The organism is Stenotrophomonas sp. STEN020 (genome assembly GCF_056760195.1).
Genome location: NZ_JBRREI010000011.1, coordinates 83,029 through 100,323 on the forward strand (window position 1 = coordinate 83,029; position 17,295 = coordinate 100,323).

At 58.9% G+C, this 17,295-nt stretch carries 14 protein-coding genes and 1 pseudogene; 5 read left to right on the top strand and 10 right to left on the bottom strand.

From position 1 onward, the window contains the following. Nucleotides 1–489: 489 nt before the first annotated feature. Nucleotides 490–1,149, top strand: coding sequence for a transposase (locus ACVOLZ_RS07005; protein WP_481515551.1), 660 nt, complete (start codon nt 490–492; stop codon nt 1,147–1,149). A gap of 38 nt (nt 1,150–1,187) precedes the next feature. On the opposite strand, the gene ACVOLZ_RS07010 is transcribed toward ACVOLZ_RS07005, so the two are convergent. From ACVOLZ_RS07010 to ACVOLZ_RS07030, 5 genes are all read right to left on the bottom strand, one after another. Beyond that, the gene (locus tag ACVOLZ_RS07010) at nt 1,188–2,024 is read right to left on the bottom strand and encodes a DUF6624 domain-containing protein (protein WP_481515552.1); all 837 of its coding nucleotides are present in this window, start codon (nt 2,022–2,024) and stop codon (nt 1,188–1,190) included. Continuing rightward, entirely contained in the window at nt 2,021–3,049 is a 1,029-nt protein-coding gene (locus ACVOLZ_RS07015) for an ATP-grasp domain-containing protein (RefSeq protein ID WP_481515553.1), read from the bottom strand. The genes ACVOLZ_RS07010 and ACVOLZ_RS07015 overlap by 4 nt, the downstream gene beginning before the upstream one ends. 321 nt (nt 3,050–3,370) lie before the next feature. Further along, complete coding sequence (locus ACVOLZ_RS07020; protein WP_481515554.1) at nt 3,371–3,580, bottom strand: hypothetical protein; 210 nt, start codon at nt 3,578–3,580, stop codon at nt 3,371–3,373. Nucleotides 3,581–3,823: 243 nt separating this feature from the next. Next, on the bottom strand, nt 3,824–5,932 hold the full coding sequence (locus ACVOLZ_RS07025; RefSeq protein WP_481515555.1) for a peptidase domain-containing ABC transporter: 2,109 nt from the start codon (nt 5,930–5,932) through the stop codon (nt 3,824–3,826). Then, complete coding sequence (locus ACVOLZ_RS07030; RefSeq protein WP_481515556.1) at nt 5,919–7,211, bottom strand: beta-barrel domain-containing protein; 1,293 nt, start codon at nt 7,209–7,211, stop codon at nt 5,919–5,921. Before ACVOLZ_RS07030 ends, ACVOLZ_RS07025 begins: the two co-directional genes overlap by 14 nt. 330 nt (nt 7,212–7,541) lie before the next feature. Here ACVOLZ_RS07030 and ACVOLZ_RS07035 point away from each other — a divergent pair. Next, nucleotides 7,542–8,770 (top strand): annotated as a pseudogene (locus ACVOLZ_RS07035) (IS701 family transposase). Here ACVOLZ_RS07035 and ACVOLZ_RS07040 read toward each other — a convergent pair. Then, complete coding sequence (locus ACVOLZ_RS07040) at nt 8,771–9,544, bottom strand: hypothetical protein (protein ID WP_481515557.1); 774 nt, start codon at nt 9,542–9,544, stop codon at nt 8,771–8,773. It lies immediately after the preceding pseudogene. 237 nt (nt 9,545–9,781) lie between these two features. After that, nucleotides 9,782–10,648, bottom strand: coding sequence for a protease HtpX (gene htpX / locus ACVOLZ_RS07045; protein WP_481515558.1), 867 nt, complete (start codon nt 10,646–10,648; stop codon nt 9,782–9,784). Nucleotides 10,649–10,740: 92 nt separating this feature from the next. Here htpX and gluQRS point away from each other — a divergent pair, with 92 nt between their 5' ends. The 3 genes from gluQRS to phaR all read left to right on the top strand — a co-directional run bounded on the left by gluQRS (nt 10,741) and on the right by phaR (nt 13,112). After that, nucleotides 10,741–11,628, top strand: coding sequence for a tRNA glutamyl-Q(34) synthetase GluQRS (gene gluQRS, locus ACVOLZ_RS07050; protein WP_481515559.1), 888 nt, complete (start codon nt 10,741–10,743; stop codon nt 11,626–11,628). A gap of 55 nt (nt 11,629–11,683) precedes the next feature. Then, complete coding sequence (gene phbB / locus ACVOLZ_RS07055) at nt 11,684–12,424, top strand: acetoacetyl-CoA reductase (protein ID WP_481515560.1); 741 nt, start codon at nt 11,684–11,686, stop codon at nt 12,422–12,424. A 160-nt stretch (nt 12,425–12,584) separates the two neighbouring features. Next, entirely contained in the window at nt 12,585–13,112 is a 528-nt protein-coding gene (phaR, locus tag ACVOLZ_RS07060) for a polyhydroxyalkanoate synthesis repressor PhaR (protein ID WP_481515561.1), read from the top strand. 172 nt (nt 13,113–13,284) lie between these two features. Here the strand turns inward: phaR and ACVOLZ_RS07065 are convergent, their stop codons facing one another. From ACVOLZ_RS07065 to mutL, 3 genes are read right to left on the bottom strand one after another with little or no spacing between them, the layout of a single operon-like run. Then, the gene (locus ACVOLZ_RS07065) at nt 13,285–14,220 is read right to left on the bottom strand and encodes a TraB/GumN family protein (protein ID WP_481515562.1); all 936 of its coding nucleotides are present in this window, start codon (nt 14,218–14,220) and stop codon (nt 13,285–13,287) included. Continuing rightward, nucleotides 14,217–15,158, bottom strand: a complete 942-nt coding sequence (locus ACVOLZ_RS07070) for a DUF1684 domain-containing protein (RefSeq protein ID WP_481515563.1) — start codon at nt 15,156–15,158, stop codon at nt 14,217–14,219. Before ACVOLZ_RS07070 ends, ACVOLZ_RS07065 begins: the two co-directional genes overlap by 4 nt. After that, nucleotides 15,158–17,023 carry a DNA mismatch repair endonuclease MutL gene (mutL, locus tag ACVOLZ_RS07075; RefSeq protein ID WP_481515564.1) on the bottom strand — a complete coding sequence of 622 codons (1,866 nt, stop codon included), beginning with the start codon at nt 17,021–17,023 and terminating at the stop codon, nt 15,158–15,160. The genes ACVOLZ_RS07070 and mutL overlap by 1 nt, the downstream gene beginning before the upstream one ends. Nucleotides 17,024–17,295 lie beyond the last annotated feature (272 nt).

The window sequence follows — 17,295 nt, forward strand, 5'->3', positions numbered from 1 at the left end:
TGAGCCGATCTGCGCTTCAGCATTAGCGTGCGGCCTGGTGTCGTGAGAAAGGGATATACCTGGAGCAACTCGATGCCTGGAAGCTGGACTGCGGCGAGTCCATGTTCACGGCCGATACGTCCACTTCCCGTGCCGAGGCAACGGTGTTGCGCAAGCGGATGCGGCATCTTGAGAAGGAGCATCTTCGCTAGGAGCGGGCGTTGGCGGAGGCGGCAGCCCTGCTGACCCTTTCAAAAAAAGTCCGGGCCATCTAGGGTGCCGACGAGGACGTTTGATTTCCGAGTCGGCCAAACAGATGGCCGTGACGTTGATTGATGAAGCTATCATCTGCGGCGCGCGGGGCGATGAAGCTTGTGCGGTGGCGGGAATAGTGAGCAGGACGCTGCGCCGCTGACGCGGTACGGAGAGTCTGATTGATGCGCGCAAGGGCGCGGTCAAGCACAGCCCGCATGCATTGGATAATGCTGAAAAGGAAACGATAGTCGAAACATGCAACCGGCCGGAGCACCAGAGACTGCCGCCCGCGCAGATTGTGCCGCGTCCGGCCAATCAGGGAATCTACATTGCCTCCGACTCCAGCATGTACCGGGCGCTGCGCGAGCGCGGCCAAGCGGCTCGACGCGGACGTACACAAAGCGCCCGGAAGTAGCAAAACCCAAGGCCCTGATCGCGCGTGCTCCCAACCAAGTGTGGTCTTGGGACATCACCTATCTTACGGCCGCGATCAAAGGTGCGTTCTACCGGCTGTATATGGTGCTCGACATTTACAGCCGTAAGATTGTTGGCTGGGAAGTGCACCATGATGAACTGGCCAGCCACGCCGCGCAGCTGATCACCAAAGCGAGCCGACGCGAACGCGTTGTACGTGATGCGCTGGGGCTACATGCAGACAATGGCAGTCCTATGAAGGGAGCCACCATGCTCGCTACGTTGCAAAATCTTGGCATCCTGCCGTCCTTCAGTCGACCGAGCGTGAGCAACAACAACCCGTACTCCGAATCGCTCTTTCGCACGTTGAAGTACACACCAGCATACCCGCACAAGGTTGACAGTCATCGCCTACGGCAAGACATGCTGAAAATCCGCGTCGAAAAAACTGTCGCCCCTGCCAGCTACAACGTGCTGCGAGCCGGCCAAAGCGCAGGCTAAGGTCAACGCCGAGCTCGTAGAGCCGATCAAGGCGATGATCAAGGACGAACCGTCATTTGGCTATCCCGCGCTGTAGCTGCGTTACCGGGCATTCGACTCGCCCCGACCCCCAACGAGACGACCTCTGGTGCCAGGACGTATCGGCTACGAATGTACGAGTCAATGATGTCACTCCGCCTATGGTGATAGCACTGGCGAGGGCTGCTGCGCACTTTCTCGTTGATGGGACCCGACGAATCCGCATTCGCATCAGGCAATTTAGTGTCCCGAACACCGGCCCGAGCCGTCTCTCCATGACTTATCCGTGGTCGTATGGCTTTCAGCGCCGCAGGGTAAACAGCAGGCAACACCCCCTTTTCCACCTCTTCTTCCATGTTCAAGAGAACAGATCTCTGGAACTCCAAGTCGGCATCTGCGTGAGCGACCATCAGCATCATCGCATCGACACCACTTTCGCCCACTTGTTCGATGGTCGGAAATCCGTACCTTGCAAAAATGCTCTTTAGCCGCACTAAATTCTCGGCGTCCACTTCCTGAGCCTTACTAGAAGATATGTGGTCTCTATCCCCTCGCGCGTCGGAAATGGCCCTTGCATTTTGATCCAATCTGAGCATTGCCATGATATTCATAAGCAACCCATCATTACTCACGTTTTTACTCAACAAGAACTGATCTGCATAAACAATCGATGAGCCAGGGGACCATTCGCACAGTTCTTGCGCCCTCAGCGAAGCATATTCCGCCGCGGCAACTCGCAGCTGCCATATCCTGTAATTTTCATACTCAGAATATCCGCTTGCTTGCAGTCTCATTGGAAAAAGAAGAACAAGAATAAGAAAAAATACTTCCTGCCCCATGCTCAAGTAGACTTTCATCTCCCGACCTCATCCAAGAAAGTAACGCTCCCTCTATCCTTGCACAGATTGTCGAACCGCGCCTTCTCCAACATCCAGCTTTCATATTCCGGAGACCCGACAAAGGAAGCCAAGCAAGGAAACTCCCTCTCACAGTCCCTCTTGACGAAGCCGTAGCTCAAGAAAGAAGCTGTCGCTGAAAGTATCCCGATGTCCGGGCACCTATCCTCAAGAAACAAAAAAGCACCGGATGGGTTGAGCTCTATGAAATTCCATTGCCCAGTATCGTCCAGTATAAAATCCGCACTGGCTATGGTCACGTCGAGCCTTTGCATAAGCTCCTGGAGCCCACGAACAATGTCGCGTGGAACCTCGCACCGCCGATAGAAAAGCTCCCCGTCTTCCATAGTCCTGAAATCTATTTTCCCCGGAACACCGTGCCGCATTTCAAGCGCAAAAACCTCCTCTCCGATCACGCCAACTCTGATATCTGCAACGGTCTGAACGTACTCTTGGTATATGCAAGGCGCAGCACGTAGCTCAGCATCATCGCATGATTCAATATCTCGAAGCGTAATTTTATTTGCGAACGCCATCCATTTTTTATTACCCTCCCTACTCAGCCAACTGTGCGGACTAAATGGCTTTATGACCACAGTGCCAAGCCTTCCACAGAACTCCCTTATCAGCCCTGGATCCGCCGCGATCAGCGTAGCCGGCACGTTCAGGCCACACTGCAAAGCAACGGAGAGCTGATGGGATTTGAGTTCTGCGACGTTGACGCTCGACACCCTGTTTACCCACATGGTTTCCGCCTTGGACTCCAACCCCTTGACAATATTGCTTTCAAACTCCGTCGCCTCGTTGTAAACGTATTTCGTATAGACAGGAGAAAGTCCATCCAAATCCTTGACTCGAAACATCCTCCGCACCCAGATAGACTTACGCCCAAAAGCTGGCACAACTCCGCCAACAACCAAACCCCCACTGGAAATAGAGATGTGTGCGCTTGGCAACGCCTGATGTATCAGCTTTGTCGTATCCAAAATTTCACATACTCCTCCGGCAGCACGAACGGCATACCTCACCGCGCACGCATGGTAATCCGACTCAGCGGAAATTATTAAGCAATCGCGCTTTTCCAAGCCATTTCTCCCACAACCAAACCCAAGGCAAGCACATGACTGGGCACCGCCACCAAACCGTCATGAACAATTGAAATTGCGCCCACTTCTTCATTCACACAGAATTACGCCAACATGAAATTCGATGGAAATGTTCCATCCCGAGCATTTACTTAGAGCCGGCCATCTGGATTTTTTACCTCCAAACAGCCGGCAGTGCTTCTTCGCATCAACAATGAATCATCACCCGTAAGTCTCGGTCCAGCCGGTCCCGGGCTTTCCGTTCACCGTATCCGGACCACTGCCGGTTTCATTAAGCGTCTCAATGAAAGCAGCGTGTTGCTTGGGACCTGAAGACCCCACGGTATCCCCACCAGAAACCAGGGCCATCTCTTCCAGTTCAATCTCTCTGGCGAACTTGTGCATAACCGGATTCACATCAGTATTTTTCACAATACTCTCCTTTGGATTGTAAAATGAGACCGATCTCACCGGCCTCACTCCGTTCAGCAGCGCCATAAGCGCCGCTCAATGCCCGCTTGATATGAACAGGAAACAGACATTGAGCGAAGCTCAAGACAACATCAATTATCCATAGCGTTGAGTTCTCCCGCGCTTGAGCCCCACATGGATCATCCGTCCCAGGCCATCACGAGCTACTCGCTGCACTGGCAGCGGCCGCCGTTCCTCATTATCTCAAGCTGATCCAGAACAGCTGGAGAGGTCAAAAACCCGATCCGCTTGATCGATGGTTTCCTTTCGATGCGCGATGACGATTCGAGTGATCCTCATTTTTCGGATGGTCTCATTCGCCGCAAATTCGTTGCCTGCATCCAGATGACTGGTTGCTTCATCCAACACCAGAATCCTTGGGTTACGATAAAGCGCTCTGGCTAGTAGCACGCGCTGCTTCTGTCCGCCTGAAAGAGTTGAGCCCATATCTCCAACCATTGTTTCGTAGCCCATTGGCATGGCGACGATTTCCTGGTGGATGGCAGCTGATTGCGCGGCCCGTTGAATGTCCGGTAGCCCCGCCTGCGGATCAAAGAAAGCTATGTTGTCTCCAATGCTTCCTGTGAACAACTGATCATCCTGCATTACCGCCGCAAACATGGATCGATAGCGCGCTTGACCCAAAGTGGCGATCGTCATCCCGCCAATCTCCACCTGTCCTTCTTGCGGACTGAGGAGACCCAACATGATCTTGGCGAGCGTGCTCTTGCCGCAACCACTACTCCCTACGATTGCTATCGACTCTCCTTCTTCGACAGTCAAGCTCAAATTCCGGAATATCCAAGGTTCACTTTCGGCATAGCGAAAGCCGAGATTCTTCAACCTGACACTCGATGCAGCTTCATCGCCGCTGTACGTTCCCTGTGCATGGGGCTCAGGCTCGGTGAGCGCAATGTCTGCGATGCGCTCGGCATGCAGGTGCAGCATCCTGAAGTCAACAATCTTATCGACCAAACCGCCAATTTTGCTTGAGAACTGATCGGCATAAGCTACGAACGCGACCAGCATTCCAACAGAAAATGCGTCATTCATGGCTAAGTAGGCACCAAGCGCGATCAATACAACGCGTTGGATCCCAAACAGCCCCTGATTGATAGCTCCAAATGCCAGAGCGATACGCTGAGTCCGCATGGTGCGATGAGCCGATTCAAAAGTGGCGTTTGCCAGGCGGGCCCGACGTTCACTTTGTTTGTTCGCCAGCTTGATCGCCTGAACGCCGCGCACGGATTCCATCAGTTCCGTTTGCTGTTTGGCTCCGTAAACCAACTGTTCTTCGTTGATCATCCAGAGCTTTCGATAAAACGCCCAGCGCGTAAGAGCATAAGCTGCAAAAACCACAATAATCCAAAGCGTCAGCGGCACACTGTAGTAGAAAAGAATGATCAACGCTAAGCTACCCATAAGACCATCCAGTGCCGCCTCGACGAAGCTACCCGTCAACGTGTTCTGAATTGTCTGCACTGAATTGAAGCGTGACACCACATCACCCATGTGCCGTTTCCCGAAGTAGTCCAGTGGTAGGTTCAGCAGATGACTGAACAGGTTGGTGGTCCACTGGGCATTCAACGTGGCCCCCAGCCAGCTGATGATCCATGCTCGGGCTAGGGTGAGGCCCATCTGCAGGACAGTCACAATCAGGAATGCAAGCGTGACTACCAGCAGCAAGTTCTTGTCGGACGACAATAGAACCTGATCGACCACCCACTGCATTTGAAACGGCAATAGCAGAGCCAGCACTTCAATCACCAGCGCCAAACCCATGACCTGAGTGAGCGTACGCCCGAGGCCCACTATCTTTCCAGCGAGAGCCTGTAGTGATATTCGCTGCCGTTCTTCAACGGGCACAAAGTCCACTCCAGGCACCAACTCCAAGAGCACTCCGGTAAAATGCTTGCTGAGCTCCACATGAGGCATGCAATAACGCCCATGTGCGGGATCGTAGATATCTGCACCTTTGCGGGTCATACGATGCAGAACCACGAAGTGACTCAGGTCCCAATGCAGAATGCAAGGCATCTGTGCGTCAATCAGATAGTTCAGCTCTGCGCGTAGGGGGCGTGCTTCAAATCCAAGCGCATGAGCTATATTGACCAGATTCACCAGATTCGTACCTTTCAGCGAGGTGCTGAACCTGCGCCGCAGACTCGGGAGATCCGTGTCGTATCCATGATAACGGGCGACCATAGCCAAACAGGCCAAGGCGCATTCAGCCGCTTCGGTTTGCAGAACCAGCGACAACTGCCGTCGATGGCCCCAGGAAAAGTGGGAGCCACTGCCGTCAGCCATCTCCATGCCCCCTATCCGCCACGGCCCGGCCTCGCATGCGCGCGGCAAATCCCGAAAGCGGCTCAAGCACCCATTCGATCAGGCGGCGGCGATCCAGCAGGATGTCGGCATCCAGTGTCATCCCTGGCTTCAGAGGTTCGTTCTGTTCGTAAACCAGTACGTGCTGGCTGTCTAAGGCCACGCGAACTCGGAACCGCGGCTCCTTGCTGTCCTGCCCTATCAGGCGACTGATTTCCGCTGCAGAGACGGCGCTCCGCGAAACCTCGCTCACATAGCCTCTGTATTGGCCGAATTTCTGATATGGATACGCTTGATAGCGAATCACAACAGCCTCACCCTTCCGAACGAATCCGATGGATTCTGGAGGCACCCAAAGCTCAGCTATAAGCGTGGATGTGTTGGGAAGAACGGTCAAAACAGACTGCTGCGATGTAACCGCCTGACCAGGATGCACCAGCACTGTGACCACAGTGCCATCTGCAGTTGCACGCAACACTGCCTCCCGTCGCACAGCATTCTCGGCTAACGATTGAGCTACTTCGGCCATTTGCCGATCTGTATCATTCTTGCTAACGGCGCTACTAGCAGGTAGTTGGGAAAGCATGCCCCGCAGTTCTTCAGCCTGCTGCTTCAACTGAAAGTGTTGCGCCTGCAACTGCATGACCTGTGCCTCATTCTGCAGCGCAACGTCATTCTGTTGCAGCACCTGAAATTTGCTGATGACGCCGCTAGCGACATATTTTGACCATTCCGTGTAGAGGGCCCTGGCGCCACTGGCCCGTTGGATCTGGATAGCAATTTGTCCATCTAGCTGTTCTATCTGCGATTTTAATGCTGCGCGTCGAGCGAACAGATCCATCTGTCGTAGCTGAGCAAGACTCTGTTGCTCGACAAGATCCGCTTTCAGCCGATCACGTTTAAGCTGCAACTGCATCTCGATGGCGGCGTGCGTATCGCCTAGAGCCGCGCTACCTTGTTCTCCCGATATTTCCACAAGCGACTGGCCAGCTCGCACTCTATCGCCCTCCTTCACCAGCACTCGCTCAACCACACCGGCATCAACAGGCATAATTGTTAACAGACCGCCGCTGGGTACCAGAACACCGCCAACCTGCTCATGGCGGGTGTAATGACCGCAGACGAGCAATGCCAGAACGGATGCCATCGCAGACAGGGCAAACCCGAAAAAGAGCCAGCCTGGACGTGGCGCCTGAGCGCGAATCGAGCCCAGCCACTCGGCTTGACGTGCAGAAAGAACTTCGTTTCGAAACAAGCTGGAACGCATCCTCGCCCCTTTTCACCATGACTCTGGACAGCGAATCAATCCCATTGACCATGAACACGCTTGTACGCAACGGAATGCGTTAAAGGCAGTCCACCAAATCCTGAGAAACTGCGACCAGGTCAGCGCACACCGAACGATAATTTAGGTTGCGAAAGTATCCAATATGGCTCCTAGAAAGTACTCCTAACATATGATTTCGAGGGCACTCTTCATGCGCATTTTTGGGTCCGATTTGTTTTGATCAAGCCCGTGTTTCGTGGATACCCGGCTAGTCCTACCGTGTAATAAATGGGCTACTCTCCACGTAGTTTTCCAAGCGCAGGGATCGTCATGCCTACAGTTAACAACGAGACTCGTTTCTCTGCATATTTGGATGGACTATCGGCAACACTCGGTCACGCTGATCGTGCGACGGGCTTACGAGGCTATTGCAGCGGATTTCGGAGTGGTCCGATACGGCAGTGTTGGAGCAAGTTCGCCAGCATGTTGGGGCGCGGCTGGATCTGAAGAACGAGGTGTACTGGGTCGTTGACGACACCGGTTTTCGGAAGAAAGGACAACATTCGGTAGGTGTAGCCCGCCAGTACTGCGGCGAGATCGGCAAGCAAGACAGCTGCCAGGTAGCGGTGAGCCTGTCATTGGCGACGCCTGCGGCAAGCGTTCCAATTGCCTTTGGACTGTATCTGCCTGAGGCCTGGGCTTGTGATGCAACGCGCCTGGAAAAGGCAGGGGTTCCCAAGGAGGTCCAATTCGCCACCAAGCCGGAGATTGCGCTGGCGCAGATACATGCAGCGAATGCTGCTGGAGTTGGGCGTGGCACGGTCTTGGCCGATGCAGCCTATGGCAGCAATACGGCTTGGCGCGATGGACTGATTGGGTTGGATTTGGACTATGCGGTAGGCATCGTCTCGAGCGTGAAGGTCTGGCCACCGGGGCTGACGCCCGAACCACCAACGCTGTGGAAGGGTCAAGGCCGTCCTCCGGTTCGCCATCGCCGCACAGCTGATCGTCAGCCGCAGTCTGTGGAGGCTCTTGCGTTGTCGTTGACTTGGCGCGCCTTCAAGACGGTGTCATGACGGGAAGGTAGCAACACGACGTTGTCGGGACGCTTCGCCGCCCTGCGTGTACGCGCAGCACAGGGTGATCGTTTGCGCCAGGAGGAGTGGCTCTTGATTGAATGGCCCAAAGACGAGATCAAGCCAACCAGATACTTCCTGTCCAACCTGCCGGCAAGCACCCTGTGCAAGGATTTGGTAACCACAGTCAAGGCCCGCTGGCGAATTGAATGCGACTATCAGGACTTGAAGCGGGAGTTCGGACTGGACCACTACGAAGGACGCGGTTGGCTTGGCTTTCACAATCACGCCACCCTTTGCATCGCCGCATATGGGTACTTGGTCGCTGAGCGTTTACGTGGGGCACATCAAAAAAAACCCTCACAACGCCCGAAATCTGCCTTACCCGATTCACGGCTGAGCTCGCTCCCCCAGACAAGCTGCGACCAGCCCAACCTGTCGGTCACCTACCCTTCCAGGAACATTCGCGGCCCCGGGCGCTAGCTACCGGCCCCAGCCATGGCGGGCAGCCAACCAGATTTCCAGCAACACCAGCGCCATAACGATCAGCAGCGGCAGCAACAATCCGAAATAGATGCCTGGCATCATCGAACTGATCTGCGCCTTCAGCAGGCGGATGACCCCTTTGGTATGCAGCAACTCGCTCATGCGCATGCCCAGCACCTCGCGGAACACGGATTCATCCAGCCCACCGCGGCCCCCGACCTCCTCGACCAGGCTGTCCTCCACCCACTGCAACATCACCTCGCTGCGCAGGTGCTCGATGCCTTTGCGCCCCCAACGTTGAGGCAAACTCTCGCCATTGAGCATGCTGATATCCGCCAACCGATGCTTGCTCAGGTAGGACTCCACCGCGATGCGCGCAGCATCGTGCGCGGAGACATCGTCCCGCAGCATCGCCTCCAGCTCCGGCGTGTCCAGCGAGTTCTCGAAATCAACCAGCCAATGCTCGGTTGCAGCCTGCAGATGCGGCTGAAAATGATCGACCTGCTTGTACAAGGCGCGCTGCCCGCCTGCGACCAAGCCCAACTGCAGCCCGACAAAGGCAAACAACAGCGGCAGAACCACCACATAGCTGGCAATCAGCCAGTGATGCCAGCGCCTCCGTCGCGCGAGACCGCCGCCGCGCGCCAATGCAATCCACGCGGCCACCCCCAACGCCAGCCCCAGAACCGCTCCAAGCACCGAGCCGACAAGCAGATCCAGCACGCTCAGCCCATTCCAGAACTCCATCACCCAATAGTGCGCATCCTGCACGATCCACTCCCCGCTGTTCGGCCATGCCTACAGCCTAGACATAAAGCCATGGGGGTAGAAGCCCGGAGTCTGGATTCTACAGACGGCAAATCACAGAACTGCTGCCTCCGTCCGCAGTCAACTGCAAGGACGCAGCTGCGCCATCAACACCAAAACAGACAACGCCCCTTGCGGGGCGTTGTGTTCAATCAATTGCGGATTGCGCTGACTTCAGCGCCAACCGTAAGCAAGCCCGACTCAGGCCACCGTTGAGGAACGCAGCGCGGCAATGCGCTCTTCCAGCGGCGGATGACTCAGGAACAGCTTCTTGGCAGCGGAACCGGCAATGCCAAAAGCAGCGATCTGGGTCGGCAAGGTGCTCTGGCCGTGATTGAGCTTCAGGCGCTCCAATGCTGCGATCATCTTCTGCCGGCCAGCCAGCGAGGCACCACCCTGGTCGGCACGGAACTCACGGTGACGCGAGAACCACATCGCGATCATCGTCGCGAACAGGCCGAACACCATCTCCAGCACAAACACGATGATGTAGTACGCAAAGCCACGGCCGCCGCCTTCGCGGTTGCCCGACAGTGCGCTGTCGATGATGCCGCCGACCACACGCGCCAGCACAATCACGAAGGTATTCAACACACCCTGCAGCAGCGCCATGGTGATCATGTCGCCGTTGGCAACGTGGGCGATTTCGTGGCCCAGCACCGCCTCGGCCTCGTCCTCGCTCATGTTGTGCAGCAGACCGGTGGAGACCGCCACCAGCGCATTGTTGCGGTTGGCGCCGGTAGCAAAGGCATTGATCTCAGGCGCGTCGTACACCGCAACTTCTGGCATGCCAATGCCAGCCGCCTTGGCCTGGCGGGCCACGGTGTCCAGCAACCAGCGCTCGGTCTGGTTGCGCGGCTCGGTAATGACGACGGCGCCCGTGCCGCGCTTGGCCATGAACTTGGACAGCAGCAGCGAGATGATCGAGCCACCGAAGCCAAAGATGGCCGCCATGACCAGCAAGCCGCTCATCTGCGAGGAGTTCACGCCCAGGATGGACATGACGACGCTGGCCAGGATCAGCACAGCAACGTTGGTCAGAAGAAACAGCCCGATACGGGTAAACATGGGAAACAGATCCATAAGGATTGGAGATGCAGCCAATTTGCGGCGCAGACAGCTTGAATTCAAGCATTAATCTGACCGACGATTCAGTTTCGATGCCAGCTATTCCTTACCGCGGCCGCTTTGCGCCCTCCCCGACCGGCCCCTTGCACCTGGGCTCCATGCTGGCCGCCTTCGGCAGCTGGCTGCTGGCCCGCCATGCCGGCGGCCAATGGCTGGTGCGCGTAGAGGACGTGGACCCCCCTCGCGAAGTACCCGGCGCGGTCGATTCACAGTTGGCCACGCTCAGCGCGTTCGGGCTGATCTCGGACTTGCCGGTGCAATACCAGAGCCGACGCAACGCTCTCTATCAGGCCGCGATCACCCAATTGCTGGATCAGGGCAAGGCATTTGCCTGCCACTGCAGCCGCGCCGACCTGGCCGGCCAGCACGGCATCCACCGCCGCTGCGTCGCCAGCCAGCAGCGCCCGCATCCAGCCATCCGCCTGCGCGTGGCCGATGGCAGCCATGTCAGCTTCGACGATGCCCTGCAGGGCCGACAGCAACAGGATGTGGACCGGGAAGTTGGCGACGTGGTGCTGCTGCGCGCCGATGGCTGCTGGGCCTACCAACTTGCCGTGGTGGTGGACGATGCCGAGCAAGGCATCACCCACGTGGTGCGCGGCGCCGACCTGATCGACTCCACCGCGCGGCAGATTCTGCTGCAGCAGGCGCTGGGCCTGCCCACTCCGCACTACCTGCATCTGCCGTTGCTGCTGGACAGCGCCGGGCAGAAGCTGTCCAAGTCGCAGGCCGCCATCCCCGTCGACAGCGCCCAGCCGGTACCGGTGCTGCGCTGGCTATGGGCGGCACTGGGCCAGCAGCCTGCCGCATTGGATGCTGCAGCCAGCGTTGCCGAGGCGCTGCAGCATGCTGCAGCCGCCTTTGAGCCAGCCCGGCTGCAAAAAACCTCGCTTCGAGCCCCGCAACAGCCCCCGGGCTGAGCGCAGTTTCATTAGAATCGGGGACTGCCCTGCAATCTGCCCTGGAGTTGAGCCCATGACATCGCGCGTCGCACTGGTCACCGGTGGTACCGGCGGCATTGGTACCGCCATCTGCCAACGCCTCGCCGATCAAGGGCACCGCGTCGCCACCAACTTCCGCAACGCCGAAAAGGCGCAGCAGTGGCAGCAGACCATGCGCAGCAAGGGCTATGACATCGCACTGTTCGAAGGCGACGTGGCGCACCCGGACAGCGGCCGCGCCATGATCCAGGCGGTCGAGGCCGGACTTGGGCCGGTAGAGATCCTGGTCAACAACGCCGGCATCACCCGCGACACCACCTTCCACCGGATGAGCCCGGAACAGTGGCATGAGGTGATCAATACCAACCTCAACTCGGTGTTCAACGTGACCCGCCCGGTGATCGAAGGCATGCGCAAGCGCTGCTGGGGCCGGGTGATCCAGATCAGCTCGATCAATGGCTTGAAGGGCCAGTACGGCCAGGCCAACTACGCCGCCGCCAAGGCCGGCATGCATGGCTTCACCATCTCTCTGGCGCGCGAGAACGCCGGTTTCGGCATTACCGTCAACACCATCTCGCCGGGCTATGTGGCCACCGACATGGTGATGGCCGTACCCGAGGAAGTGCGGGCAAAGATCATTGCCGACATCCCCACCGGGCGCCTGGGCAAGCCGGAGGAGATCGCCTACGCAGTCGCCTTCCTGGTTGCCGAGGAAGCCAGCTGGATCACCGGCTCCAATCTGGACATCAACGGCGGCCACCACATGGGCTGGTGACAGGTGCCCAGTGACAGCCCGCGCCATGTTGCACAACATGGCGATTCATGTTGCGCAACAAACCTAGAGTTCTCCGACGCTTGCAACCTGTACTTTTGGCGGTTGCAAGCCCTGCTGCACTGCGCCATGCTGCGCACCTACCGTGACGAGTGACTGCTTAATGGCTGCGACCCGCATCATCAAGAAGTATCCGAATCGCCGGCTCTACGACACCGAGATTTCCAGCTACATCACCATCGAAGACGTCCGTCAGTTGATTCTCGACGGCGAGGACTTCGAGGTCCGCGACGCCAAGAGTGGCGACGACCTGACCCGTTCGGTGCTGCTGCAGATCATTGCGGACAAGGAGCAGGACGGCGAGCCGATGCTGTCCACCCAGCTGCTGAGCCAGTTGATCCGTTTCTACGGTGACTCATTGCAGGGCTTCATGGGCAACTACCTGGAGCGCAGCATGCAGGTGTTCCTGGACCAGCAGCAGCAGTTCCGCCAGCAGATGGGCAACCTGCTCGGGCAGACGCCGTGGGCGATGATGAACCAGCTCACCGAGCGCAACCTGGAGCTGTGGCAGGAATTCCAGCGCAATATGGGCACCGGCTTTGGCGGCCCGCGTCCGCCGACGGGCACCAGCAAGCCGACCGATCCGCCGCCGACCGGCAGCACCGGTGGCAAGACCCGCAGCAGCCGCTGAGGGCAATGAAAAGGCCGACGCAAGCGTCGGCCTTTTGCTTTGTGTCGCAGAGATTTTTCTGACATTTGTGCTGTTTGTGGGAGCGGCGTGAGCCGCGAAGCTCCCGCGGCATCAGACCTCAGTGGCTTCGCGGCTAACACCGCTCCCACAAAAGCTACGAAACCAAAAGCACTCAACGCTTGCAGGCACTGCAGATCCGCTCGACCTTGTAGCCTTGCGCGCGCAGCTTCTCGACCACGCCATCGCTGCCCAGCAGATGCAACGCGCCAACAACCACCAAGGTATTGCCGTGTCCAGGTTGCAGCCACTGCTGCAGGCTGGGCAGCCAGGCGTTGTTGCGATCCACATTGATCCGCTGATACAGCCCCGGGTACTCGCGCTTCATCTGCGCAGCCATATCCCGCCACAACATCACGTCATCGCCACGGCGCCAGGCATCGTGCAGCTGGCGGCTTTGCTCGTCGCCCTTGTCCACCTGCTCCAAGGCTTCACGCAGCAACTGACGCTGCTCGTCAATGCTCATGCTGTCGAGCATGGTGATCTGTGAGGCAGCGCTTTCAAGTCCTGAGGCAGGCTTGCCGGCGCGCGCGGCTCGGTCCATCAGATGCCGATCCAGTCCCGACTTCGGGTCCAATCCCTGCTGGGTCATCTGCGCGATGCTGACAGTCAGGCCGACAAACCAGGGCTTGAGCCCGGCCAGCCGATCGACCGGCATGTTGTTGGCCGCACCCCATCGTTCAAGTCGCTGCCAAGTGGCTGCATCAAGATCATCCTTGAGCTGGCGACCGTCACGACGCAGCGCCGCCTGCATCATCTGCGTGGCCAGCTGCGGCGAGTTCATCTCCTCCGGTGACAGCTCGAACAACAAACGCTGTGCGCCGGTGAACGCGCGATCCACGTCGCTGGACAACGGATAGTCATCCGCCTTGAGCAGATGGAACGAGCCGAGCAGATACAATTCACTGCCCTGTGCGCCACTGACCTTCCACAGCAGCGGCACCGGCGGCTGCTTGGCCGCAGACTTGGGCACTGCTGCACTTGCCAGCAATGGGCTCGCGACCAGCAGGCTGGTTGCCAACAACATTCCTACGCGCTTGAACCAACTCATGCCGACGGCTCCTGCTTGGATTTGGTATAGGCCTTCTCACCCGCTGTAATCTCCATGTCCAGACGGTTCTCCGGCGGCGGCAAGGGACAGGTAGCAAACGGAGTGAATGCACACGGCGGGTTATAGGCGCGATTGAAATCGATCACCACCTGACTTTTCGCATCCGGCACGTCCACATCGATGTAACGCCCGGCCGCGTAACTGCCACGGCCACTGGTGCGATCAGCGACGATCACCTGCAACGGACGACCAACATCACCCAATGCCTCCAGTCGCCAGGTGCGTCCATTGCGCTCGAACTCGATGGCGCCGGCATTGGCCAGCTCGCTGGTCAGCCCAGTGATATCGACAATCGGCATGGTTTTATTGACGTCGTGCGGCACGAAACGCGCGGTGATACGCCAGCTCGGATCCGCAGGCCAGTAATCCAGATGAGTGAACCCCACCCGTGCGGGAGCATCGGCGTGCTTCACCCGCAAGCCGAAGCGCTGCCCCCGCTCGATCAGGCTCAAGTTGCCTTTGTCATCGTCGAAATGAATCAGCGTTGGCGCTTCGGCATGGTCGCTATGCAGTGGAATACGACCCTTCACCACCTGCCCATCAACCTTGACCGAGACACCGGGCTCAGGCGCAAAAAACCATGCGTCCCCTACCCGCGTGACCATCCCCATGCGCGGCGGCCCTGCCGCCAGACGGATGCCGCTGGTACTGCCGCTGCCGATGTAATGCGCTTTCAGGTCCAGCCAATGCAGGCCGACCAGGCTGGTCCAGCCATCCGGGGCCAGCAATTCGGTCAACCGCTGCTCGCGCCAAAGCTCATTGTCATGCGCAAAAGCCGGATCGACCTTCGCCGCTGGCGCTGCATTCTTCGCATCATCGCCGCAGCCACCGAGCAGCATCGCGGCAACCAAAGCCACGCACCCCAATACGTGTTTCATCAACGCCCCCGCAGGAACCAGCGATCAATTTCAGCCAAGGAGAAGCGCGCCCAGGTCGGACGGCCATGATTGCACTGCCCGGAGCGCTCGGTGATCTCCATATCGCGCAGCAATGCATTCATCTCAGGAATGGTCAGGCGCCGATTGGCGCGCACTGCGCCGTGGCAGGCCATGGTCGACAGCAGTTCATCACGCGCAGTTGCGATGCGACGGCTCTGGCCATGCTCGCGCAGATCGCCGAGCACATCGCGCAGCAAGCCTTCCGGCTCGGCGTTGGCCAGCAGCGCCGGAATGCTGCGCACATGCAGCGAACCGGGACCGGAACGGGTGACCTCGAAGCCCAACGCAGCCAAGGTGGCCGCCTCACGCTCGGCGGTATCGGCATCGCGTTCGCCCACCGCCAAGGTCATCGGCACCAGCAGCGGCTGCGCGTGCAGGCCGATGCCGTCGTGCGCATTTTTGAGGCGTTCGTAACCGATACGCTCATGCGCGGCATGCATGTCCACCACGATCAGGCCTTCGGCGTTTTCGGCCAGGATATAGATGCCATGCAGCTGGGCAATCGCGTAGCCCAGCGGCGGCACGCCGGCATCGTTGGAGGTCGGTGGCAATGACGGACCGCTATCGGTCTGGCGCAGCACCTCGGCACCGCCCTCAACCGGCGAATACAGGGCGGCATAAGCCGATGGCGCATCAGCCACCTGCAGGCCCAGCGGCGATTGCCGCGCCTGCCAATTGCCATTGCCACCGCCGCCGCCCGCACTACCGCCTGGTCGCGACAACAGATAGCCGCCTGCACCTGCATAGCTTGGTGCAGCCTGTGCCTGCGGATCGGCCGGATGCGCCGGCCCTGCAGCTGGTTCCATACCGGCGCGGGTTTCAGCCAGCGCGTCCTTCAGTGTGCGATAGACAAAATCGTGGATCAGGCGCGAATCGCGGAAGCGCACCTCGTGCTTGGCCGGATGCACGTTGACGTCGACCCGGGTCGGGTCCAGTTCCAGGAACAATACGTAGGCCGGCTGACGACCGTGGTACAGCACATCGCCGTAGGCCATCTTCACCGCATGGCTGACGCTGCGATCGCGCACCGAGCGACCATTGACATAGAGGTACTGCTGATCGGAACTGGCTCGCGAGTACTGCGGCTGCGCAATCCAGCCGTGCAGACGCAGGCCAGCGGCGCTGTGATCCACGCGCAGCGCCTGGCGTGCGAAGTCCTCGCCCAGGGTTTCGCCCAGACGCGCATCCGAGTACAGATCGCCGGGCTTGTAGCGACGCGAAGGTTTGCCATTGTGCGAAACGCGCAGTTCAACATCCGGACGCGCCAGTGCCAGCGAGCGCAACCACTCTTCGATATGGCCAAGTTCGGTGCGCTCGGCACGCAGGAACTTGCGCCGTGCCGGCACGTTGTAGAACAGCTCGCGCACTTCGACCGTGGTGCCGGGCGCGTGCGCACGCGGGGTGACATCGCCGAGCTTGCCGCCTTCAATCTGCAAGGCGGAGCCGTGCTCGTCATCGGCACGCCGCGAGGCCAGGGTGAAGCGGCTGACCGAAGCAATCGATGGCAGGGCTTCGCCACGGAAGCCGAGCGTGGCGACGGACTCCAGATCATCCAGGCTGGCGATCTTGCTGGTAGCGTGACGCGATACCGCCAACGGCAGCTGGTCCGCGGCGATACCACCACCGTTGTCGCGGATGCGGATCAGGCGTACGCCGCCCTCTTCCAGGTCGATATCGACACGTGTGGCGCCGGCATCGAGCGCGTTCTCGACCAGCTCCTTGACCACCGAAGCGGGACGTTCAACCACTTCGCCGGCGGCGATCTGGTTGATCAGGATTTCCGGCAACGGACGGATCGCATTCATGCCGCACCGCCAGAGCATTGCGGGGCCTTGGCGGGGCACGGAAACGAGGATTGGAGGAGGATCAGGCTGACTTCATGCATGCCGACGATGATAGCCGAGCATGGCCCGAACACCGAGACTGGCGCTGCCCGCTGAGAGCCCGCAGCACCCCGGGCATTCTTTTGTAGGAGCGGGGGGAGCCGCGCAGGCAAAGGTTGCAGGAGCGGGAGGGGGGTGGGGGGGGGGGGCGGGGGCGCACAAAAAACCCAGCGCCCCCGGGGGGGGGCGGGGGG